The sequence below is a fragment of the Streptomyces sp. MA5143a genome, from assembly GCF_900290235.1.
Classification (GTDB): domain Bacteria; phylum Actinomycetota; class Actinomycetes; order Streptomycetales; family Streptomycetaceae; genus Streptomyces.
This window is the reverse complement of the sequence record NZ_OLMK01000050.1, coordinates 261,978-284,471: the sequence shown is the minus strand read 5'-3', so window position 1 is coordinate 284,471 and position 22,494 is coordinate 261,978. Positions and strand designations below refer to the sequence as shown.

19 protein-coding genes are annotated in these 22,494 nt (G+C 70.9%); 8 read left to right on the top strand and 11 right to left on the bottom strand.

The genetic code is table 11. The features are described from left to right. Positions 1-54 precede the first annotated feature (54 nt). From SMA5143A_RS23880 to SMA5143A_RS23870, 3 genes are all read left to right on the top strand, one after another. Positions 55-1,251 carry an LCP family protein gene (locus SMA5143A_RS23880; RefSeq protein ID WP_107464881.1) on the top strand — a complete coding sequence of 399 codons (1,197 nt, stop codon included), beginning with the start codon at positions 55-57 and terminating at the stop codon, positions 1,249-1,251. A gap of 245 nt (positions 1,252-1,496) precedes the next feature. Next, positions 1,497-3,245 carry an LCP family protein gene (locus tag SMA5143A_RS23875; RefSeq protein WP_107464880.1) on the top strand — a complete coding sequence of 583 codons (1,749 nt, stop codon included), beginning with the start codon at positions 1,497-1,499 and terminating at the stop codon, positions 3,243-3,245. Positions 3,246-3,568: 323 nt separating this feature from the next. Continuing rightward, positions 3,569-5,239, top strand: a complete 1,671-nt coding sequence (locus tag SMA5143A_RS23870) for an LCP family protein (RefSeq protein ID WP_107464879.1) — start codon at positions 3,569-3,571, stop codon at positions 5,237-5,239. 84 nt (positions 5,240-5,323) lie between these two features. Here SMA5143A_RS23870 and SMA5143A_RS23865 read toward each other — a convergent pair whose 3' ends face one another. Then, positions 5,324-6,352, bottom strand: a complete 1,029-nt coding sequence (locus tag SMA5143A_RS23865; RefSeq protein ID WP_107464878.1) for a glycosyltransferase family 2 protein — start codon at positions 6,350-6,352, stop codon at positions 5,324-5,326. Between the two features lie 136 nt (positions 6,353-6,488). On the opposite strand from SMA5143A_RS23865, the gene SMA5143A_RS23860 reads away from it, so the two are divergent. Further along, positions 6,489-7,910, top strand: a complete 1,422-nt coding sequence (locus tag SMA5143A_RS23860) for an LCP family protein (protein WP_181361983.1) — start codon at positions 6,489-6,491, stop codon at positions 7,908-7,910. Between the two features lie 239 nt (positions 7,911-8,149). On the opposite strand, the gene SMA5143A_RS23855 is transcribed toward SMA5143A_RS23860, so the two are convergent. Further along, positions 8,150-8,698 carry an acyl-CoA thioesterase gene (locus tag SMA5143A_RS23855; protein WP_180303459.1) on the bottom strand — a complete coding sequence of 183 codons (549 nt, stop codon included), beginning with the start codon at positions 8,696-8,698 and terminating at the stop codon, positions 8,150-8,152. Between the two features lie 119 nt (positions 8,699-8,817). Here SMA5143A_RS23855 and SMA5143A_RS23850 point away from each other — a divergent pair, with 119 nt between their 5' ends. Further along, positions 8,818-10,089, top strand: a complete 1,272-nt coding sequence (locus SMA5143A_RS23850; protein WP_107464876.1) for an LCP family protein — start codon at positions 8,818-8,820, stop codon at positions 10,087-10,089. Positions 10,090-10,199: 110 nt separating this feature from the next. Here the strand turns inward: SMA5143A_RS23850 and SMA5143A_RS23845 are convergent, their stop codons facing one another. Both SMA5143A_RS23845 and SMA5143A_RS23840 read right to left on the bottom strand, forming a co-directional pair. Further along, on the bottom strand, positions 10,200-10,562 hold the full coding sequence (locus SMA5143A_RS23845) for a four-helix bundle copper-binding protein (RefSeq protein ID WP_107464875.1): 363 nt from the start codon (positions 10,560-10,562) through the stop codon (positions 10,200-10,202). Positions 10,563-10,735: 173 nt separating this feature from the next. Further along, positions 10,736-11,893 (bottom strand): acyl-CoA dehydrogenase, encoded by a 1,158-nt coding sequence (locus SMA5143A_RS23840; RefSeq protein ID WP_055516948.1) that lies wholly within the window; start codon positions 11,891-11,893, stop codon positions 10,736-10,738. 219 nt (positions 11,894-12,112) lie between these two features. Between SMA5143A_RS23840 and SMA5143A_RS23835 the strand changes: the two genes are divergently transcribed. Next, positions 12,113-13,456: a UDP-glucose dehydrogenase family protein gene (locus tag SMA5143A_RS23835; RefSeq protein WP_107464874.1), complete on the top strand. Its 1,344-nt coding sequence runs from the start codon at positions 12,113-12,115 to the stop codon at positions 13,454-13,456. Positions 13,457-13,692: 236 nt separating this feature from the next. On the opposite strand, the gene SMA5143A_RS23830 is transcribed toward SMA5143A_RS23835, so the two are convergent. Beyond that, positions 13,693-14,199: a CGNR zinc finger domain-containing protein gene (locus SMA5143A_RS23830; protein ID WP_107464873.1), complete on the bottom strand. Its 507-nt coding sequence runs from the start codon at positions 14,197-14,199 to the stop codon at positions 13,693-13,695. A gap of 110 nt (positions 14,200-14,309) precedes the next feature. On the opposite strand from SMA5143A_RS23830, the gene SMA5143A_RS23825 reads away from it, so the two are divergent. Next, the gene (locus SMA5143A_RS23825; RefSeq protein WP_107464872.1) at positions 14,310-14,672 is read left to right on the top strand and encodes a VOC family protein; all 363 of its coding nucleotides are present in this window, start codon (positions 14,310-14,312) and stop codon (positions 14,670-14,672) included. 143 nt (positions 14,673-14,815) lie between these two features. Here SMA5143A_RS23825 and SMA5143A_RS23820 read toward each other — a convergent pair whose 3' ends face one another. From SMA5143A_RS23820 to SMA5143A_RS23805, 4 genes are all read right to left on the bottom strand, one after another. Then, entirely contained in the window at positions 14,816-16,045 is a 1,230-nt protein-coding gene (locus SMA5143A_RS23820; protein WP_107464871.1) for a dipeptidase, read from the bottom strand. A gap of 139 nt (positions 16,046-16,184) precedes the next feature. After that, entirely contained in the window at positions 16,185-17,381 is a 1,197-nt protein-coding gene (locus SMA5143A_RS23815) for a dipeptidase (RefSeq protein ID WP_107464870.1), read from the bottom strand. Positions 17,382-17,480: 99 nt separating this feature from the next. Beyond that, positions 17,481-18,005, bottom strand: coding sequence for a 5-(carboxyamino)imidazole ribonucleotide mutase (gene purE, locus SMA5143A_RS23810; protein ID WP_079058503.1), 525 nt, complete (start codon positions 18,003-18,005; stop codon positions 17,481-17,483). Continuing rightward, on the bottom strand, positions 18,002-19,141 hold the full coding sequence (locus SMA5143A_RS23805) for a 5-(carboxyamino)imidazole ribonucleotide synthase (RefSeq protein ID WP_107464869.1): 1,140 nt from the start codon (positions 19,139-19,141) through the stop codon (positions 18,002-18,004). The genes purE and SMA5143A_RS23805 overlap by 4 nt, the downstream gene beginning before the upstream one ends. Positions 19,142-19,393: 252 nt before the next feature. Here SMA5143A_RS23805 and SMA5143A_RS23800 point away from each other — a divergent pair, with 252 nt between their 5' ends. Further along, entirely contained in the window at positions 19,394-19,960 is a 567-nt protein-coding gene (locus SMA5143A_RS23800; RefSeq protein WP_107464868.1) for a GtrA family protein, read from the top strand. Between the two features lie 36 nt (positions 19,961-19,996). Here SMA5143A_RS23800 and SMA5143A_RS23795 read toward each other — a convergent pair whose 3' ends face one another. Both SMA5143A_RS23795 and SMA5143A_RS23790 read right to left on the bottom strand, forming a co-directional pair. Next, entirely contained in the window at positions 19,997-21,265 is a 1,269-nt protein-coding gene (locus tag SMA5143A_RS23795) for an ATP-binding protein (RefSeq protein ID WP_107464867.1), read from the bottom strand. Positions 21,266-21,447: 182 nt separating this feature from the next. Beyond that, positions 21,448-22,125, bottom strand: a complete 678-nt coding sequence (locus SMA5143A_RS23790; RefSeq protein ID WP_048819934.1) for a response regulator transcription factor — start codon at positions 22,123-22,125, stop codon at positions 21,448-21,450. Between the last annotated feature and the right edge of the window lie 369 nt (positions 22,126-22,494).

The window sequence follows — 22,494 nt, the reverse complement described above, 5'->3', positions numbered from 1 at the left end:
CGTCGTAGGAGCACAGCTCGCTCGTACCTCGTACGCCGTGAGGGGTGGCCGACAGTGAACGACGCCGGAGGCAGGACGGGGGTGCTCGGGCCCGGTGCGGGTGGATCCGCCACCGGGGACGGGCTGCTGCGCCGCCGCCGACGGCGGTGGCTGCGCTGGACCGCGGCGGGCGCCGCGACGATGCTGCTCGGGGGCATGGCGGTGGGGTGGGCCGCCTACCGGAGGCTGGACGGGAACATCACGTCGGACACGACGGCGGCGGACGAGCTGGCCCGGTACGAGCGGGAGCGGCCGACCGCGCTGGTGCGGGACGCGCAGAACATCCTGATGATCGGGTCGGACTCCCGGTCGGGGAACGAGAACGGCAGATACGGGCGGGACTCGGGCACCGAGCGGTCGGACACGACCATCCTGCTGCACCTGGCGGCCGACCGGCGGAGCGCGACCGCGGTGTCCCTGCCGAGGGACCTGATGGTGGACGTGCCCGGCTGCCGCCAGAAGGACGGCACCCGGTCCGAACCGACCTTCGCGATGTTCAACTACGCCTTCCAGGCCGGGGGTTCGGCCTGCACCATCCGGACGGTCGAGAAGATGACCGACATCCGCATCGACCACCACGTCGTCGTGGACTTCAGCGGTTTCAAGGAGATGGTGGACGCCGTGGACGGCGTCGAGGTGTGCGTCGAGGCGCCCATCCACGACAAGGCCGCCAAGCTCCGGCTGCCCGCGGGCCGGGTGAGACTCGACGGCGAGCAGGCGCTCGGCTATGTGCGGGCCCGCAAGACGCTGGGCGACGGCAGTGACACCGAACGGATGGACCGCCAGCAGCGCTTCCTCGCGGCACTGGCCGCGAAGGTGCGCAGCAACGGCGTCCTGCTGAATCCGGTGAAGCTCTATCCGGTCCTGGACGCGGCCACGTCCTCGCTCACCACCGACCCCGGTCTGGCGAGTCTGCGCGGTCTCTACGACCTCGTCCGCGGGTTGCGCGGCATTCCCATGGAAAGGGTGCAATTCCTGACCGTTCCCAGGAAGTCGTACGCCCAGGACGCCAATCGTGACGAGCTCGTCGAGCCTGCGGCACACCGGCTTTTCGCCCGGCTGCGTTCCGACGCACCCGTGGCCGTGGCCCGGGAACTCCCGGAGGGCGGACCCGAAGGACATGCGAACGGGCTGTCGGACGGGTCTTCCCGCACCCCCGATCCGATGCCCACTTTTCGCGGCCGCACGGCCGCCGAAGGGGCCTGCGAGTGACCGGAGTGGGTCCCCGCAGGTAAAACGCACGTCAACACGAGGAACAATTGCTCTAGGAAATGGGCAGATTGCCCACTTGTAGGGACGTGCAATTTGTCACCGCCGTCGCTTGACGCCTGATCGGGCGGCTAGTGTGAGCGATCCGGTGTGGCAGGCCTTCTCGGTCACGCACCACTTGCAGCGAGACCCGAGCGTCTTTTGAGGGGGAAGACGCCGCGTGGCCCCGACGGAGGAATCAGACAACCGTGGACGCGCAAGGCCGTGGGCGGGCGGAAGACATCGATCCCGCAGACCAGTGGGTACTCAACCCGAGCACCGGTGAATACGAACTGCGACTGGCCCCTTCCGCACCGCAGTCAGGCGTACCGAGGCCCCGCCGGGCCACGCCCGCGGCGGCGGGGGCCAGAGCGGGCGGCGCCTCCGGGCGGTCGGCGACGGCGACACCGGACACCCGGGAGATCCCCGAGGTGGTTCCGGGACCCCGGCGTCGACGCGGGACGCCCGAGGAGGAGCCGCTGCCGGGCCGTCGTGGCGGCCGGGGCAGGACGAAGACCAAGAAATCCAAGGGCAAGCGGATACTCGTGTGGACGGGCGGCACGCTGGCCTTCGTGCTGGTCGGGGTGAGCGCCGCGGGCTACCTCTACTACCAGCACCTGAACAACAACATCACCGCCATTCCCACCGACGGCGCCGGCACCGGCGGCTTCAGCAAGGACCGGGCGATCAACCTGCTGGTGATCGGCACGGACAAGCGCACCGGCAAGGGCAACGAGTCGTACGGCGACAAGGAGAGCGTCGGCCACGCCGACACCACGATCCTGCTGCACGTCTCCAAGGACCGGACGAACGCGACCGCGATGAGCATCCCGCGGGACATGATCGTGGACATCCCCGACTGCGAGACGACGCAGGAGGACGGCTCCAAGAAGACCATCGGCGGTTCCACCGGTGTCCGGTTCAACACGAGCCTCGGCCAGGACGGCCGCACCCCGAGCTGCACGATGCGGACCGTGACGGAGCTCACCGGGATCGTCCCCGACCACTTCATGGTCGCCGACTTCAACGCGGTGAAGACGCTGTCCACGGCGATCGGCGGCGTGAAGGTGTGCCTCGCGAAGCCCATCAAGGACTCCAAGTCCAAGCTGGACCTCTCCAAGGGCGAGCACGTCATCCAGGGTGAGCAGGCACTGTCGTTCCTGCGCACCCGCTACAGCGTGGGCTTCGGCAGCGACCTGGACCGGATCAAGCTCCAGCAGCAGTTCCTCAGCTCGATGATCCGCCAGATGAAGTCCGAGGACACCCTCACCGACCCGCGCAAGGTCATCGACCTGGCGGAGGCAGCCACCAAGGCCCTCTCCGTCGACGACAAGATCGCCGACATCAAGAAGCTGGCCTCGCTCGGCCAGGAGGTCGGCAAGGTGAACACGAAGAACATCACCTTCACCACGGTGCCCGTCGTCGACAACACCGACCGCGCGACCGTGCTGCCGATGCCGGGCAAGGCGGAGCAGCTGTTCCAGACCGTCCGCGAAGACGTCTCGCTCAGCGACGTGAAGAAGAAGGAGAAGCAGAAGCAGGCGGCGAAGCTCAAGGGCAAGCGCGCCGACGCCTCCGAGGTCCGGGTCAACGTCTACAACGGCGGTGCCGAGGCCGGCAGCGCACAGGCCACTCTCAACTGGCTGCAGAACGATGTCGGCGTGACGAAGTCCAGCCAACTCGGCAACGCGGGCAAGACGTTGGCGAAGACGACCCTCGAGTACGACCCGGACCAGGCCGACCAGGCGCGCAAGCTCGCCGACCTCATGGGCCTGTCCGCGTCCGCGCTCAAGCCCGGCGAGGGCAACAGCGAGACCAACTCCCAGGGGCTGCCCGCGATGGTGCTGACCCTGGGCGAGGACTTCAAGGGCGCCGGGGTGAAGATCAGCGGTTCGTCGTCGGCGGCGGACCTGGACGTCGAGAAGAACACGGCGGACAAGGAAAAGTGCGCCGGCTGATGACCTGACGGGGTCTTCTCGCGTCTATCAGGACGCAACAGGAGTACAGACGCCGGGCGGGCGCGAGGATGCGCCCGCCCGGCGGGTTCCGGTGGTCATACGGCGGCACCCGCCGCCGTAGCGACCCATGTGCGCGTCCACGTCCGGTGTTCGACCGGGCGCACAGGGGCGGTACCGGTCGTACGCATGGGTGGCCGATGTCATCCGAGCAGGGCGTATGACGCGTTCAACAGAGCATGCGTACATCCCGGTTGGGGTCTCGGAAGTCCAACAGGAGGCGGGGGCGGCCCCGTCGGCACAGCAGGGTGGGGAGGGGCAGGGAGATGGTACGGAGCGACGTACGCGGGGACGGGGGGCGGCCGCGGGTCGAGGAACCCGGCGAGCGGGGCGGTGGCCTCGGGTCGACGGACGGCTCGACCGGCGACGACGGGAGCGCCAGAGTCCCGGAACAACGGGGACGCGGCGGCCGCCAGGGCGGCGCCGGAGGGCGCAGGCGGGCCGGTACGGCCACGCCGCGCAGGCGCAGGCGGGTGCTGCGCTGGTCGGCGACGGTGCTCGCGGTGGTGATACTCGGGACCGCGGGAGCGGGTTACCTCTACTACCGGCACCTGAACGGCAACATCAAGAAGGAGAAGCTCAACCTCGGCGACACGAAGATCGCCGAGCCGACTCCCAACGCGGCGGGCCAGACCCCGCTGAACATCCTGCTCATCGGCTCCGACGCGCGGGACACCAAGGAGAACCAGAAGCTCGGCGGCGCCCGGGAGACCTTCGGCGGCACCCCGCTCGCCGATGTCCAGATGCTGCTGCACCTGTCCGCCGACCGCAGCAACATGTCGGTGGTGAGCATGCCCCGCGACACGCTGCTCGACATCCCCAAGTGCACCGACCCCGACGACGGCAAGGTGTACGCGGCGAGCAGCCGGGCGATGACCAACGAGTCGCTCGGCCGGGGCGGACCCGGCTGCACGGTCGCCACCTGGCAGGAGCTGACCGGCATCCACATCGACCACTTCATGATGGTCGACTTCGCCGGTGTGGTCTCGATGGCCGACGCCATCGGCGGCGTACCGGTCTGCGTCACCGACAACATCGAGTCCCGGGACAGCCTGGGCCACGGCTCCGGCCTGAAGCTGGAGAAGGGCACCACGTACATCCAGGGCAAGCAGGCCCTCCAGTGGCTGCGCACCCGGTACGGCTTCGAGGACGGCAGCGACATCGCGCGCGCCAAGGCGCAGCACATGTACATGAACTCGATGGTCCGCGAGTTGCGGGAGAACGCCACCATCACCAACCCCAACAAGCTGCGCCGGCTCGCCGAGGAGGCCACGACGGCCCTCACCGTCGACCCCGGCCTCGGTGACGTGGCGGCGCTCTACGACCTCAGCAAGGAACTGCGCAAGGTCGAGCCGGCCCGGATCACGATGACGACGATGCCGTTCACCTACGTCGGCGCGCGCGTGGTGCCCAAGGAGGGCGACGCGGAGAAGCTGTTCCGGCTGGTGCGCGAGGACATCGCCCTCGACGGCAAGGACGCCAAGAAGGCCACCTCCGAGGACCCGACCTCCGACGATCCCGCGGCGGCGGACGACCAGATCGGCGTGCTGGTGCAGAACGGCACCCTGACGACCGCCCTCGGCGCGGCCCCCGGCCGGGCCCACACCGTCTCCCAGCTCCTCGTCCGCGAGGGCTTCGCCAAGGCGTCGGCGGACTCGACCACCGCCACCACCGAGGACAAGACGGTCGTGCGCTACCCGAGCGCCGAACTGGAGGGCGACGCCCAGGCGGTCGCCAAGGCGCTCGGCATCCCGCTGAGCCAGGTGGAGAAGTCGACGAACGTCAGCGGCGTCACGCTCGTCGTCGGCGCCGACTGGCGCGAGGGCGACGCGTACAAGGCCGAGAAGAAGGACGACAAGACCCCAAAGTCGGCGGACGCGCTGAACGGCGCCGACAAGGACGCCTGCATGAAGGTGAACCCGAACTTCACCTGGTAGTCCGGCACGACGTGTGTGGGGCCCCTCCCGAAGCTCGGGAGGGGCCCCACGGGTATGCGTCGGGCACGTGTGCGCCGGTCCGGTTCAGCTCTCGGTGAGCACGGCCGGGCGGCGGGACGCGATGACCTTCCTCGCCAGCGACTTCGGGCTGGTCAGGAAGCCGAAGCCCCACGACATGTGCATCGTGGCGAGGGCGAGGGGGATCTGCAGCCGCGCCTTCAGCGGCAGGCCCCGGCCCGCCGGGACCGAGCCCGCGACGATCGCCGCGAGATAGCCGCCGGGGACGACGAACCCGATCGGCGTGAGCAGCCCGCCCACCAGCAGACCGGCGGCTATCGCGCACACGGCGGTCGGCGGGGCGAGGTAGCGCAGGTTGATGGAGCCCTGGTGGTAGCGGGCGACGACATGGCGCCAGCGCCCGTAGTCCTTGTACTGCTTGGCCAGCGCCTTCACGCTGGGCCGGGGCCGGTAGGACACCTTCAGCTCCGGCGAGAACCAGATGAGGCCGCCGGCCTCCCTGATCCGGAAGTTCAGCTCCCAGTCCTGGGCGCGGATGAACTCCACGTTGTAGCCGTCCTGTCGCTCCAGCGCCTCGCGCCGGAAGACGCCCAGGTAGACGGTCTCGGCCGGACCGGCCTGCCCGCCCGTGTGGAAGGCTGCGTTGCCCACGCCGATCTTCGAGGTCATGGCGGCGGCGACGGCGCGCTCCCAGTCGTTCTCGCCCTCGGCGTGCATGATGCCGCCGACGTTCTGCGCGCCGGTCTCCTCCAGGAGCCGCACGGCGGTGGCGATGTAGTTGGGCGAGAGCATGCCGTGGCCGTCGACGCGGACCACGATCGGATGGCGGGAGGCCTTGATCGCGGCGTTCAGCGCGGCGGGGGTACGACCGGTGGGGTTCGGCACGGTGTGCACGCGCGCGTCTTCGGCCACGAGCTGGGCCGCGATCTCGTCCGTACGGTCCGTGGACGGACCGAGGGCGATCACGACCTCCATCTCGCCGGCGTACTCCTGCGCGAGGATCGCTTGGACGGCCCCGCGCAGATGCCGCTCCTCGTTGAGGACGGGCATGATCACAGACACGGCGGGGAGCCGCACGTCGGGCTTGGCGTTCATAGGGGGCTCACGTTACCGCGAACGGGGGACAGCGACGCGCGCCGCCCGGTCGCCGGTACGGGCCGCGCGGCGACTGCGCCTACGGTGCTCAGCGTTCCCCCCGTCTCCCCGACCGTGTCACGCGGAGGTGTCCCCCATGCCCGCACGGCCGCAGCAGCCCAGGCCCCCGGTCCGCCCGAGGAAACGGGGCTGGGCCCTGCGGGTGGCGACCACGCTGTCGGTGATGGTGCTGGCCGCCGCGGGGATCGGGCACGCGGTGGTCACCAGCCTCGACGGCAAGATCGCCCGCGTCGACCCCTTCAAGGACATGAAGAACCGCCCCGAGGCGGGCCACGGCATGAACGTCCTGCTGGTCGGCACCGACGGCCGCGACCGCATCAGCGAGGAGGAGCGGCGCGCCTACCGGCTCGGCGGCGCCCCCTGCCACTGCACGGACACCATGATGATCGTCCACATCTCGGCGGACCGGGAGCGGGCCAGCGTCGTGAGCCTGCCGCGCGACTCCTACGCCGAGGTCCCCGCGCACACCGACCGCGCCACCGGGAAGAACCGCCCCGCCCACCCGGTCAAGTTGAACGCCGCGTACGCGGAGGGCGGACCCCCGCTCACCGTCCGCACGGTCGAGCACATGACCAAGGTGAAGATCGACCACTACGTCGAGGTCGATTTCACCAGCTTCATGCGGACCGTGGACGTCCTCGGCGGCGTGAGGATCTGCACCGCCCAACCGCTGAGGGACTCCTACACCGGCCTCGACCTGGCTGCGGGCTCCCACGACCTCGACGGCGGGCAGGCCCTTCAGTACGTCCGCTCCCGCCACGCCGACGGCTCCTCCGACCTCGGCCGCATGAGGCGCCAGCAACGCTTCATGGCCGCCCTCATGGCCCAGGCGACGTCCTCCGGGGTGCTCCTCAACCCGATCAGGTTCCGCGACGTCACCCGGGCCGTGCTCGGCTCGGTCCGCGCCGACAAGGAGTTCGGCACCGGGGAGCTGATCGACCTCGGCCGCGCCATGCGCAATCTCACACCCGCGTCGTCCGAGTTCACCACCGTCCCCATCGGCCGCATGGGCCACGTCGTCGAGGGACTCGGTTCGACCCTCCAGTGGGACGCCGTGAAGTCGCGCCGCCTCTTCAAGGCCCTCCGCGACGACCGCCCCCTCGCCCCCTACCGGACGCGCGGCAGGCGCGCCCTGGTCGAGGTGGCCCCGCAGCAGATCCGCGTCCAGGTCGAGAACGGCACGACCGTCGTCGGCCTCGGCCGCCGGGTGGACCGCCAGCTGGCCGCCACCGGCTTCCGCACCACCCGCACCCCCGTGAACGCCGGGCGCTCCGACGTCCGCCGGACGGTCGTCGTGCACGACCCGCGCTGGGACCGCTCGGCGCGGTCCCTGGCGACCGCCCTGCCGGGCGCGGAGCTGCGGGAGGCCCCGGGGCAGGGCCCCGTCCTGCGGGTGATCGCCGGGACGGACTTCAAGAAGGTCCGCAAGGTACGGGCCGAGGACCCCGACCAGGGCGAGTTCGGCGTGGTCACGGGCGACGAGGTGACCTGCCCCTGAAGGGCACGGGCGGTGTCCGACACCGGGACGGCTCAGCCGCCCTGCCCCTGAAGGGCACAGGCGGTGTCCGACGCCCGGGACGGTTCAGTCGCCCTGCCCTGAGGGGCACGGGCGGTGTCCGCCGCCTGGGAAGGATCGGTTGCCCTGCCCCTGAAGGGCACAGGCGGTGTTCGACGCCCGGGACGGTTCAGTCGCCCTGCCCTGCGGGGCGCGGGCGGTGCTCGGTGCCCGGGGCCGGCTCAGTCGCCCAGGCCGTCCGCGATCCTCTTCTCCCGCAGCTCCAGGATCGCCTTGCGGCGGGCCAGCCGGTGTGTCCGGCGGATCTGCGCCTCCTGGTAGCGCCGCCGGTCCCGCTCGGTCTCCGCCAGCACCGGCGGCACCCGGCGCGGCTTGCCGTCGGCGTCGACCGCCGCGAACACCAGATACGCCGACCCCACCTGCTGCGGCGGTGTCGACTCGTTCCACCGCTCCGCGAGCACCCGGACCCCGATCTCCATGGACGTCCGCCCCGTCCAGTTCACCTGGGCCTTCACATGGACCAGGTCGCCCACCCGGACCGGCTCCAGGAAGGCCATCTCGTCCATGGAGGCGGTGACGGCCGGCCCACCGGAGTGACGCCCGGCCACCGCGCCCGCCGCGTCGTCGACAAGCTTCATGATCACACCGCCGTGCACCGTCCCCAGCAGGTTGGTGTCGTTGTGGGTCATGATGTGGCTCAGGGTGGTCCGGGACGCCGAGGTCGGCTTGCCGGGTATATCGGATTCCGCTGCGGGGGCCTGCTCTGTCATGGCGCCCACCTTATGCGTGACCTCGTAAGGTCCGCTTTGCATCAGCTTGGCAACAGCCGCGCTGCGAAATCCCGCCGACCCTTGTACGGCCCACAGGGGAGCCCTGCACACTGGGGCGCATGAACGATTGGCCCGAGGGATGGTCCGACAGCAACCGCGGCGGCGGGTACGGACAAGGAAGCGCCGGCGCACACCCTGACGGGCCGCGCGTGATGCGCCAGGTCCGCCGCGGCCCGTCGGCACCTCCTCAGGGCGGCGTGCCACAGCAGCCGGCGTACGGCGACGCGTACGACAACTACGGCGGCGGCTCCGACCACTACGACAGCGGCTACAACACCGGCCAGGTGTACGGCGGCGGCGGTCCGGGCGGCCCCGGCGGCTACGACGGCCGGGGTGAGCGTCCCGCGCCGAACTGGCGGCGCCGGATCAAGTGGACGGCGATCACCGTCACCGTCGTCCTCCTCGGCACGACGATCGGCACCTACTTCTGGGCCGACTCCAAGCTGAACCGCGAGGTCGACCTGTCGAAGGTCATCGAGCGGCCGGAGGAGGGCGAGGGCACCAACTACCTGATCGTCGGCTCCGACAGCCGCGAGGGCCTGTCCGACACGCAGAAGAAGGAACTGCACACCGGGTCCGCCGACGGCAAGCGCACCGACTCGATGATGATCCTGCACACCGGGTCCAACGGTCCGACGCTGATCTCGCTGCCCCGCGACTCGAACGTGGAGATCCCCAGCTTCGTGGGCTCCGAGTCCGGCAAGACGTACAAGGGCACCGGCCGCCAGGTGAAGCTGAACGCCGCGTACGCCGAGGACGGGCCGGAGCTGCTGGTCCGGACCGTCGAGGCCAACACGGGACTGCGCATCGACCACTACGTGGAGATCGGCTTCGCCGGCTTCGCGAACATCGTCGACGCGGTCGGCGGCGTGGAGATCGACATCCCCAAGGGCGGCCTGAAGGACACCAAGTCGGGCGCCAACTTCGAGGCGGGCAAGCAGACGCTGAACGGCGAGCAGTCGCTGGCCTTCGTCCGCACCCGCTACGCCCTCGCGCGCAGCGACCTCGACCGCACCAAGAACCAGCAGAAGTTCCTCGCGGCCCTCGCCAGCCAGACGGCGACGCCGAGCACGGTCCTGAACCCCTTCAAGCTGTACCCGACGATGAGCGCCGGCCTCGACACGCTGATCGTCGACAAGGACATGAGCCTGTTCGACCTGGCCGACATGTTCTGGGCGATGAAGGGCGTCACGGGCGGCGACGGCAAGTCCATGAACATGCCGATCTCGGGCAACACCGGCAACGGCAACCTCCAGTGGGACACCGCGAAGGTGAAGAAGCTGGTGGAGGAGCTGAAGAACGACGAAACGGTGACGGTGTCGGGCAACTGACCTACCGCCGGACGACACGGCGGCAACCGCACCGCACAGCCGAGGGGCATCCCGCACGGGGTGCCCCTCGGTCGTGCGCGTACGGTCGTGCGGGTGGGACCGGCCTCGTCTCAGGCCGTCGCGCCCGACATCGCCCGGCACATCTCGGAGCAGCGACGACACGCCTCGGCACAGCGCATCATCTGGGGATCGTCGGGCATGGACATACACGCCTCGGCGCACATGTCACAGGCGCGGGCGCACATCGCGCACATCTCGGCGCTCATCGGGGAGCGGCGCATCATCATGTCCGCGCACATACGGGTCATCTCGGCGCAGTCCATCAGCGCGCGCATGATCTGCATCTGGGCCTGACCGCCGGCCTGCATGCAGGAGCTCATGGTCTCCTCGCACACCGTGTGGCACGTCATGCACGCGTTGACGCAGTCCTGCATCTCCTTGCTCATCGCGGTCATGGTTCCGGTCTCCTGCATGGCTCCTCCAGAGGTGGGAGCGGGGGTCCGGGGCGGACCCCGTGCACTACCGTCCTACGCCCCCGGGCCGCCACCCGCCATTGGGCGGACGCAAACATTCCGCACCATTCGCCCCACAAATGAACGGCCCCCGGCGGGGTGCCGGGGGCCGTTCACCGAATGCGCCGAAGGAGTTACGGCAGGTTACGGGCCATGACGATCCGCTGAACCTGGTTCGTGCCCTCGTATATCTGCGTGATCTTGGCGTCGCGCATCATGCGCTCCACCGGGTAGTCGCGGGTGTAGCCGTAGCCGCCGAGGAGCTGGACGGCGTCGGTGGTGACCTCCATGGCGACGTCGGAGGCGAAGCACTTGGCGGCGGCGCCCTGGAAGGTGAGGTCGCTGTCGCCGCGCTCGGAGGCGGCGGCGGCCTGGTAGGTCAGGGCGCGGGCAGCGGCGATCTTCATGGCCATGTCGGCGAGCATGAACTGGATGCCCTGGAAGTCCGCGATGGGCTTGCCGAACTGCTTGCGCTCCTGGACGTAGCCCTTGGCGTAGTCGAGGGCGCCCTGGGCGACACCGAGGGCCTGGGCGGCGATGGTGATGCGGGTGTGGTCCAGGGTCTTCATCGCCGTGGCGAAGCCGGTGCCCTCCTCGCCGATCATGCGGTCGGCGGGGATGCGGACGTTGTCGAGGTAGACCTCGCGGGTCGGGGAGCCCTTGATGCCGAGCTTCTTCTCCGGGGCGCCGAAGGAGACGCCCTCGTCGGACTTCTCGACGACGAACGCGGAGATGCCCTTGGAGCGCTTGGACGGGTCGGTGACGGCCATCACCGTGTAGTACTCGGACTCGCCGGCGTTGGTGATCCAGCGCTTCACACCGTTGAGGATCCAGTGGTCGCCGTCGCGGACCGCCTTGGTCTTCATACCGGCCGCGTCGGAGCCCGCGTCGGGCTCGGAGAGGCAGTACGAGAACATGCCCTCGCCCTTGGCGAGCGGGCCCATGTACTTCTTCTTCAGCTCCTCGGAGCCGGAGAGGATCACCGGGAGCGAGCCCAGCTTGTTGACGGCCGGGATGAGGGAGGAGGAGACGCAGACGCGGGCCACCTCCTCGATCACGATGACCGTGGCGAGCGCGTCGGCGCCGGCGCCGCCGTACTCCTCCGGCACGTGCACGGCGTGCAGGTCGTTCGCGACGAGCGCTTCGAGCGCCTCGCGGGGGAAGCGGGCCTCCTCGTCGACCGCGGCGGCGTGGGGCGCGATCTTCGCCTCGGCGAGGGAACGGATCACGTCGCGGAGCATGTCGTGCTCCTCGGACGGGCGGTACAGGTCGAAATCAGCCGATCCGGCCAAGGTCTCTCACGCTCCCGATGCTAACTACCGTTAAGTAACTCAAATTTTAAAGGGCCTGCCCACGCGAGAGATACGTGAGCTTGGCGACAGGTCCCGGACCGGTCGCGGCACCAGGGGGAATCTGCCCGGTGAGGGGCCCGGACACGCCCCGACTATGCTCAGGGCGCACCCGCCGCGCACGTCGCGGCGCACCCACGGCCGTACGTCCCAGGAGCATCCATGGCCCTCAAGATCACCGTGATCGGCACCGGCTATCTCGGCGCCACCCACGCCGCGGCCATGGCCGAGCTGGGATTCGAGGTGCTCGGGCTCGATGTCGTCGAAGAGAAGATCGACATGCTGCGCCGGGGCGAGGTCCCGATGTACGAGCCGGGTCTGGAGGAGCTGCTGCGCCGGCACGTCGCCGGGATCGAGGGCTCCACCGGGCGGCTGCGCTTCACGACGGACTACGCCGAGGTCGCGGCCTTCGGCGATGTCCACTTCGTGTGTGTGAACACCCCGCAGCGGCATGGCGAGTACGCCTGCGACATGTCGTACGTCGACGCGGCCTTCGCCTCGCTCGCCCCGCATCTGACGGGCCCGGCCCTGGTCGTGGGCAAGTCGACCGTGCCGGTGGGCTCCGCCGACCGGCTGGCCGCGTATCTCGCCGAGCACGCCCCGGCGGGGGCGGACGCCGAGCTGGCCTGGAACCCGGAGTTCCTGCGCGAGGGCTTCGCCGTGAACGACACGCTGCACCCGGACCGGATCGTGGTGGGTGTCCGCGGCGAGAGGGCCGAGAAGCTGCTGCGCGAGGTGTACGCGACGCCGGTCGAGGAAGGCTCCCCGTTCGTCGTCACCGACTTCCCGACCGCCGAGCTGGTGAAGACCTCCGCGAACTCCTTCCTCGCCACCAAGATCTCCTTCATCAACGCCATGGCCGAGGTGTGCGAGGCCGCCGGGGGCGATGTCGCGAAGCTCGCGGAGGCCATCGGGCACGACGACCGGATCGGGAAGAAGTTCCTGCGGGCCGGCATCGGGTTCGGCGGCGGGTGCCTGCCGAAGGACATCCGGGCGTTCATGGCCCGCGCCGGTGAGCTGGGCGCCGACCAGGCACTGACGTTCCTGCGCGAGATCGACTCCATCAACATGCGCCAGCGCGGTCAGATGGTGGAACTGGCCCGGCAGGCGCTCGGCGGCGGCCCCTTCCTGGGCAGGCGGGTCGCGGTGCTGGGCGCGACGTTCAAGCCGGACTCCGACGACGTACGGGACTCCCCCGCGCTCAACGTGGCCGGGCAGATCCACCTCCAGGGCGGACAGGTCACGGTCTACGACCCGAAGGGCATGGACAACGCGCGCCGGCTGTTCCCGACGCTCGGGTACGCCGACTCGGCGCTGGAGGCCGTGCGGGGCGCCGACATCGTGCTGCACCTGACGGAGTGGCGCGAGTTCCGGGAGCTGGACCCGCGGGCGCTGGGCGAGGTCGCGTCCCGGCGGCTGGTGCTGGACGGCCGCAACGCCCTGGACCCGGAGCTGTGGCGCCGGGCCGGCTGGACGTACCGCGCGATGGGCCGGCCGACGGCCTGACCCGGGGCCGCGGTCCGTTTCCGGGCCGCGGCGGGCCCGGAGTTCGACCGGGCGGGGAGCGGGCGACGCCGTTCCGGCCGAGGCTCAGTCGGCCGGAACGGCGTCTGCGCTCATTCTCCACCGTTCCGGTCCCCCGTGGGTGCTAAGCGCTTACTTCGCCGGTGACTCACGGGGTGATGTACGGCTCATCGGACTCACTCGGCGGGCTCACCGGCTCACTCGGCGGGCTCACCGGCTCACTTGGCGCGGTAGCGGCGCATCTTCGCGCGGGCTCCGCACACTTGCATCGAGCACCAGCGGCCGCGCCCGGCGGGGCTGCGGTCGTAGTACGCCCAGTGGCAGTCGGCGGCCTCGCACGCCTTGAGGCGCTGCCAGGTGCCCTCCGTGAGGGCCTCGGCGACGGCCGCGGCCACGCGGGCGAGGAGGGTCGCGGGGTCGGCGGCGGGGCGCAGGCGCGCCGAGCCGTCGTCGGCGCGGACGTCGACGACGAGCGGCGCCGCGGCCAGCAGGTCGCCGAGCGGGGTCACCGCGCGGTGCGGCGGGTGTCCCGCGTGCGCGAGGCAGACGGCGCGCAGCGACTCGCGCAGTTCCCGTACGTCCGCGAGGTCCTCGGCCGCGGTCAGGGCGAGACGGGCCCGGCCCTCCGGGGTGTCGAGGGCGTCGGCGCCCGACTCCACGTCCAGCGTGTTCACCAGGCTCTCGATGAGGGCCAGGCCGCCGGGTGCGGGCACTCTCTCACTCATGCGTGCGACCTCATGCTTGCGACGTTACCGCCAATAGGGAAGCATGCAGTAACCGTTACTGGTTACCCGCTTCTACAGGTAACCGGATCGCAGAGCGAAGGAGAGCAGTCATGGCCATCGCCAAGCTGGATGTCGTCGTCCTGGACTGTCCCGACCCGGCCGCGCTCGCCGGGTTCTACGCCGAGCTGGTCGGCGGGGAGGTCTCGGGCGAGGGCGACTGGGTGGACCTGAGGGTGCCGGACGCGGGTGTCCGGCTGGCGTTCCAGCAGGCGCCGGACTTCGTGCCGCCCCAGTGGCCGTCGCCGTCCCGTTCTCAGCAGTTCCATCTCGATGTGAACGTGGAGGACATGGACGCGGCGGAGAAGGAGGTGCTGGCGCTCGGGGCGAAGCCGCTGGACACGGCCGACCGTGAGCGCGGCTTCCGGGTGTACGCCGACCCGGCGGGGCACCCGTTCTGCCTGTGCCGGGCCTGAGTGCCTGTGCCGGGCCTGAGCGTGAGCAAGGCCGCGCAGGTCGGGCCGGTGTGCCCGGTCTCGTGGTCGGCCTCGTGGTCGGCCTCGTGGTCGGCCGGTGAGGGCCCGGGGGCTGTCGCCCGGTCGGGCCCTCACCTCTGGTGTCAGCCGTCCAGGTCGGCGATCCGCGCCGTCGAGGCCTCGCGGCGGTCACGGGCCACCCGCGCCGTGAAGTCGGCGCTGCGCAGGACGCGTTGGACGTTGCCCCAGGTGAGCAGGGCGAGGTCGTCGTGGGACCAGCCGCGGTGGAGGAGCTCGACCACCAGGTGGGGGTAGCAGGAGGCGTCGGCGAGGTCCTCGGGGTGGGCGGCGCCGGAGTCGTAGGTGCCGGAGAGGCCGACGCTCCCGGGTCCGGCGATCGAGCGGACGTGGTCGAGGTGGTCGGCGACGTCGCGCACGGAGGGGCCGGTCTGCTCGGCGGTGAGCGGCACCATGCACAGGCCGTGGGCCTCGCCCAGCGCGGCCAGCAGGTCGTCGGTGAGGTTCGCGGGGTGGGGGCGCAGGGCGTGGGCCGCCGAGCGGGTGCACAGGACCGGGGCGCGGGAGACCGCGAGGGTCCGGCGGATCGTCTGCTCACCGGCGCCGGAGAGGTCGGCGAGGACGCCCACACGGTTCATCTCGCGGACCACCTCCTCGCCGAACCGGCTGAGCCCGGCCTCGCTCGCCCAGGAGACGCCGGCGAGCGTGAGGGCCTTCAGGCCGAGCGCGTGCAGGGCGCGCAGGATGGCGAGGGAGTCGCCGAGGGCGGGGGCGCCGGCGGGGCCGGGCAGGATGGCGACGCGGCCGCAGTGGTGGGCGTCGGTGACCTCGCCCGCGGTGCGGACCAGTCGCAGGCCCTCGGGATGGGCGTGGACGGCCTTGTGGACCAGGTCGAGTTGCTCCAGGGTGGCGCCGACGGCCCGGTCGCCGGTCAGCGGCTCGGACAGGTGCAGCGACCAGAACAGGGCGCCGATGTGTCCCTCGCGCATCCGGGGCACGTCCGTGTCCACGCCGCTCTCGCCGAGTTCCAGGTCGTAGCAGGGCAGGTGGCGCAGCACCCAGGGGAGCCCGCTGTAGCCGTCGGCCACGGGGTGGTCGGCGAGGAAGGCGTGTGCCTCCTCCAGCCCGTCCGACTGCCCGTCCGACTGCTCGTCCGACTGCTCGGGTGCCTGCTCGGGGGTCTGCGCGCCGTCGGCGGTGCCGGGCTCGGTGGAGTCGGGCTCGGCCGTGTCGTCCGGCGGGGCTATCGGCTCGGCCGCTCCGAACCGATGGCTCGGCTTCGGCTTCCGCTTCGCGGGGGCGTCGAGCCGCCCCGCCTCCGCTGTCGCTTGCAGTTCGTCCTGCAGGTCTGCCATGGCGGACCTCCGTACCCGGTCGGTGAACGCAGTCACCGTCACCGTGCCACAGGGGCCGCCCGGATTCCTGGTGGGTGCGGCGTTCGGGGGTACGGCCTCCCCGTCGCCGCCGGACGGGGGCCGTACCGCCGGCCGGGTGTCACCCGTCCAGCTGCTCCAGGGTGGCGTTCGACGGGCCCGTACGGGACTTCAGGTCGCGGGCGACGTCCTCGGCGGCGCCCAGCACACGGACCGCGTTCCGCCAGGTGAGCTTGGCGAGGTCGGTCCGGGACCAACCGCGGTCGAGGAGCTCGGCGATCAGGTTCGGGTAGCCGGAGACGTCGTTCAGGCCGTCCGGGGTGAAGGCGGTGCCGTCGTAGTCGCCGCCGATGCCGAGGTGGTCGACGCCGGCGACCTCGCGCATGTGGTCGAGATGGTCCGCGACCGTGGCGACCGTGGCGACGGGGCGCGGGTTGCGCTCCTCGAACTCTCGGTGCACCCGCATGGCCTCGGGGGTGGTGTCGAGGTGGTGCAGGCCGTGGGCGCGCATGTTCTCGTCGGCGGCGGCCGTCCAGTCGACGGCGGCCTGGAGGACGAACTTCGGTACGAAGGTCACCATCGCCACTCCCCCGTTGGCGGACAGGCGTTCGAGGACGTCGTCCGGGATGTTGCGGGGGTGGTCGCAGACGGCACGCGACGAGGAGTGGGAGAAGATCACCGGTGCGGCCGAGGCGTCCAGCGCGTCGCGCATGGTGGTCGCGGCCACGTGCGAGAGGTCGACGAGCATGCCCTCGCGGTTCATCTCCCGGACGACGGCGCGGCCGAAGGCGGACAGGCCGCCGACCGCCGGTTCGTCGGTCGCGGAGTCCGCCCAGGCGATGTTGTCGTTGTGGGTGAGCGTCATGTAGCGGACGCCGAGCGCGTACAACGCGCGTAGCGTCGCGAGGGAGTTGTCGATGGAGTGACCGCCCTCGGCGCCCATCAGGGAGGCGATACGGCCCTCGGTACGGGCCGCCTCCATGTCGGCCGCGGTCAGCGCGGACCGCAGCCGCGCCGGGTAACGGTCGATCAACTGCCGTACGCAGTCGATCTGTTCGAGGGTGGCGGGGACGGCGCCCGGCAGGAACGCGGAGTCCGAGGGCACGTACACCGACCAGAACTGGGCGCCGACGCCGCCGGCGTGCAGCCGGGCGAGGTCGGTGTGCAGATAGGCGCTCTGGTCGGTGGCGATGTCGCGGGCGCCCAGGTCGTAGCGGACCTGTTCGCGCAGCGCCCACGGCAGGTCGTTGTGCCCGTCGGCGACCGGGAACTCGCGCAGCAGTTCCCGGGCCTCCTCCAGCGAACCCGTCCCCGTCATCCCGGTCACTTCCTCGTCCCCCGTCGTCCCGGTCACTTGCCGTACTCCCCCGTCCTCCCGGTCGCCCGGGTCGTCGCGGCTCTCGCGGTCAGTGGTGCGTCACTTGCCGAAGCCGAAGCCGCCCGCCGACCCCTCGACCTTGGTGCGCAGGCGCTTGCCCTTCTCGGTGGCCTGGTCGTTCAGCTCCTGCTGGAACTCCCGCATCCGGCCGAGGAGTTCCTCGTCCTGGGTGGCGAGGATGCGGGCGGCGAGCAGTCCGGCGTTGCGCGCGCCGGCCACGGACACGGTCGCGACGGGCACCCCGGCCGGCATCTGCACGATCGACAGCAGCGAGTCCATGCCGTCGAGGTACTTCAGCGGTACGGGCACGCCGATGACCGGCAGCGGGGTCACGGAGGCGAGCATGCCGGGCAGATGGGCGGCGCCGCCCGCCCCGGCGATGATCACCTTGAGGCCCCGGTCCGCGGCCTCCTCGCCGTAGGCGACCATCTCGCGCGGCATGCGGTGCGCGGAGACCACGTCGACCTCGTAGTCGATCTCGAACTCGTCGAGGGCCTGCGCGGCGGCCTCCATGACGGGCCAGTCGGAGTCCGACCCCATGACAATGCCTACGACCGGGCTCATTCGGTGATCGTGCCTCTCAGGTATCCGGCGGCGTGACGGGCGCGCTCCAGCACGTCGTCGAGGTCGTCGCCGTAGGTGTTCACGTGACCGACCTTGCGGCCGGGCTTCACGTCCTTGCCGTACATGTGGATCTTGAGCTGGGGGTCGCGGGCCATGCAGTGCAGATACGCCGAGTACATGTCCGGGTAGTCGCCGCCGAGGACGTTGACCATGACGGTCCACGTCGCGCGGGGGCGCGGGTCGCCGAGCGGGAGGTCGAGGACGGCCCGGACGTGGTTGGCGAACTGCGAGGTGACGGCGCCGTCCTGGCTCCAGTGGCCGGAGTTGTGGGGGCGCATGGCCAGCTCGTTGACCAGGATGCGGCCGTCGCGGGTCTGGAACAGCTCGACGGCGAGGTGGCCGACGACGTCCAGTTCCTTGGCGATGCGCAGGGCCATCTCCTCCGCCTGGAGGGCGAGGGCCGGATCGAGGTCGGGCGCCGGGGCGATCACGGTGTCGCACACCCCGTCGACCTGCCGGGACTCGACGACCGGGTAGGCGACGGCCTGGCCGTGCGGGGACCGTACGACGTTGGCGGCGAGTTCCCGGACGAAGTCGACCTTCTCCTCGGCGAGGACCGGGACCCCGGCGCGGAACGGCTCGGCGGCGTCCTCGGCGGAGCGGACCACCCACACGCCCTTGCCGTCGTAGCCGCCGCGGACGGTCTTGAGGATGACCGGAAATCCCTCGCCCTCCGCCGCGAAGGCCACCACGTCCGCCGGGTCGGCGACGATGCGGTGCCTCGGGCAGGGCACGCCGATCGCGTCGAGCCTCGCCCGCATCACACCCTTGTCCTGGGCGTGCACGAGGGCGTCCGGGCCCGGACGTACGGGAATGCCGTCCGCCTCCAGCGCCCGGAGGTGCTCGGTGGGTACGTGTTCGTGATCGAAGGTGATCACGTCGCAGCCCTGCGCGAACGCGCGCAGCGTCTCCAGATCGCGGTAGTCGCCTATGACGACATCACCGACGACCTGGGCCGCGGAGTCCTGAGGGGTGTCACTGAGGAGCTTGAACCTGATGCCGAGCGGGATGCCAGCCTCGTGCGTCATACGAGCGAGCTGACCGCCGCCGACCATGCCGACTACCGGGAACGTCACACCCCCAGAGTATCGGCCATGGAATCGGCCACTTCCCGGTGTCCGGTTCCCGCCCCCTTCCGGCGCCCGGGAAGCGGGTGTGAGGTGCTGCACGGGCGCTGCCCAGGGGCGCTGGTTAGCATGGCGGAACCAGTGGATTTTCCAGTGGATTTCGAACGAAGATCAACTGTTTTCGGACCGACAGGGCCGACAGGGCCGACCTGGTACCGACCGAGGTACGACAGACCACCGAGCGACGGGGGCCGGCAGACGATGGGAAGCACCACCTCGGGGCCTCACCCGAAGCCCCGCGGCGTCCTGCGCCGACGGATCGACCTCCTCGTCCGTGAGGTCGCCAAGTTCGGTGCGGTGGGCGGTGCCGGGCTGCTGGTGAACCTCGCCGTGTTCAACCTCGTCCGGCACACCACCGACCTCCAGGTCGTCCGGGCCAGTGTGATCGCCACGGTCGTCGCCATCGCCTTCAACTACGTCGGGTTCCGCTACTTCACCTACCGGGACCGCGACAAGAGCGGCCGCACGAAGGAGCTCAGCCTCTTCCTGCTGTTCAGCGCGGTGGGCCTGGTCGTCGAGAACGGCGTCCTCTACACCGCGACCTACGGGTTCGGCTGGGACAGCCCGCTGCAGAGCAACATCTTCAAGTTCCTCGGCATCGGCGTCGCGACCCTCTTCCGCTTCTGGTCGTACCGGACGTGGGTGTTCCGCGCCCTGCCCGCCCGCGAGGCGGTGGCGAGCGCGGAATCGTTCCTGGAGGCGGGAGCCGCCCACCCGCCCGCGCTGACCGGCGGGGGCCCGGCCAAGCGCCCGGACGACCGGCGCTAGGCACTCTCGCCCGCTGCCGCCGCCCCGTCGTCGCTGCTACCGCACGGGCCGGTCGTCGCCGGGCGGCGTCCTGACCGGGGTCCGGGACAGGAACAGGCCGAACACCGGGGGCTGGGCCTGGAGCATCTCCAGACGTCCGCCGTCCGCCTCCGCGAGGTCGCGGGCGACGGCCAGCCCGATCCCCGTGGAGTTCCGCCCGCTGATCGCCCGCTCGAAGATCCGCGCACCGAGGTCGGCCGGGACACCGGGCCCCTCGTCGGTGACCTCGATGACCGCCTGGTTGCCGATGACGCGGGTGCGCAGCGCCACCGTGCCACCGCCGTGCATCAGCGAGTTCTCGATCAGCGCGGCCAGCACCTGCGCGACCGCCCCCGGCGTGCCCACGGCCTGGAGGTGCCGCTTGCCGGAGCTGACGATGGCGCGGCCTGCGCTGCGGTAGGCGGGGCGCCACTCCTCCAGCTGCTGCTTGATGACCTCGTCCAGCTCGAACGCGACGGCGGAGCCGTTGCGCGGGTCGCGGGAGTTCGTCAGGAGCCGCTCCACGACGTCCGTCAGCCGCTCGACCTGGGCGAGCGCGATGTGCGCCTCCTCCTTCACCGTGGCCGGGTCGTCGGTGAGCGTGATCTCCTCCAGCCGCATAGACAGGGCGGTCAGCGGCGTGCGCAGCTGGTGGGACGCGTCCGCGGCGAGGCGCCGCTCGGCGGTCAGCATGCGGCCGATGCGCTCGGCGGAGGCGTCCAGGACGTCCGCGACCCGGTCCAGCTCGGGGACGCCGTACCGCTTGTGCCGGGGGCGGGGGTCGCCGGAGCCGAGGCGTTCGGCGGTCTCGGCGAGGTCGGTGAGCGGGGAGGCGAGGCGGTTGGCCTGCCGTACGGCGAGGAGGACCGCGGCGACGACGGCGAGCAGGGCGACCGCCGCGATGATCAGCAGGGTGCGGCCGACCTCACGGCTGACCGCCGAGCGGGACTCCTCGACGGTGACGACCTCGTCCTTCTCACCTTTGGCCTCGTGGCGGATGACGTCGCCGACGGGCTTCGCGCCGATCTCGATCGTGCGCTGGCCGGGGATCTGGATGCGGGCGTAGCGGTCGTCGCCGACCTGGTCCTCCAGGACCTCGGCGGTGATCCGCTCGTCCCCGATGATCCGGCTGTCCACGATGCTGGTCAGCTGGACCGCCTCGGACTCCACGCGTTCCTGGGCGCTGTTGCTGATCGTCCGCGTCTCGACGATGACGAGGGAGACGCCGAAGACCGCGATGACCACGAGGACCACGGCGAGGGTGGACTGGATGAGACGGCGACGCACGGCTGCCCTCCGGGCGGGGCGGGGTGTTCTGGGACCTTCGATTGTGCGGCACCCGGTACGGGGTCAGGGCGGCGCCCGGACCCCGGGGCCGTCAGGCGCCCGCACGGGTCCCTCAGAGCCTGTGAACGAACCCGCGCCCGGGCCCCGAGGCGGATCCGGGCGCGGGTTTGTTCACAGGGCTCTCAGTTCTTCTCGAACCGGAAGCCGACGCCCCGCACGGTCGCGATGTACCGGGGGTTCGCCGCGTCGTCGCCCAGCTTCTTGCGCAGCCAGGAGATGTGCATGTCGAGGGTCTTGGTGGAGGACCACCACGTGGTGTCCCACACCTCGCGCATCAGCTGGTCACGTGTGACGACCCGGCCCGCGTCCCGCACCAGCACCCGCAGCAGGTCGAACTCCTTGGCGGTGAGCTGGAGCTCCTCGTCGCCCATCCACGCCCGGTGGGACTCGACGTCGATCCGGACGCCGTGCGTGGCGGGCGGCTGCTGCGGCTCGGCCGCGCCGCGCCGCAGCAGCGCCCGTACGCGGGCGAGCAGCTCGGCGAGCCGGAACGGCTTGGTGACGTAGTCGTCGGCGCCCGCGTCGAGGCCGACGACGGTGTCCACCTCGTCGGCGCGCGCGGTCAGGATCAGGATCGGCACGGTGTGGCCCTCGGCGCGCAGCCGGCGGGCGACCTCCAGACCGTCCATGCCGGGCAGCCCCAGGTCGAGGACGACCAGGTCGACGCCACCCTGCATTCCGGCGTCCAGCGCGGTGGGGCCGTCCTCGCGGACCTCCACCTCGTACCCCTCCCGGCGCAGTGCGCGGGCCAGCGGCTCCGAGATGGACGCGTCGTCCTCGGCGAGCAGTACACGGGTCATGCGCTGATGGTAGTCCGCCGAGAACCGCAGGTGGAGGGTGATCGGCAAGCCTGATTCACACCTTTGTCCGGCGGAATTCTTACCCCTGACGGCCAAGATCGAATAGGTCGGGCATTCCGCCCCTGCCCCGTGAAGATCAGGCCGCGGCCGTCGAGGGTCCATGGAGATCGGGGACGGTCCGTGCGGATTTCCGCGGCGGTTTCGCCTCCCGGAATGGGCACCCCGCTCTGTGGGGAGGCAATTCCCGAACCCACCTTCGAATACACGAGCGCTATCGCATTCTTACCTGTGATCCGCCTCTCAATCCCTTCCATTCCCTTGTCTACTCTGGCGTATGGTGATGGAACGCCTATAGCGACACGTGGGGAC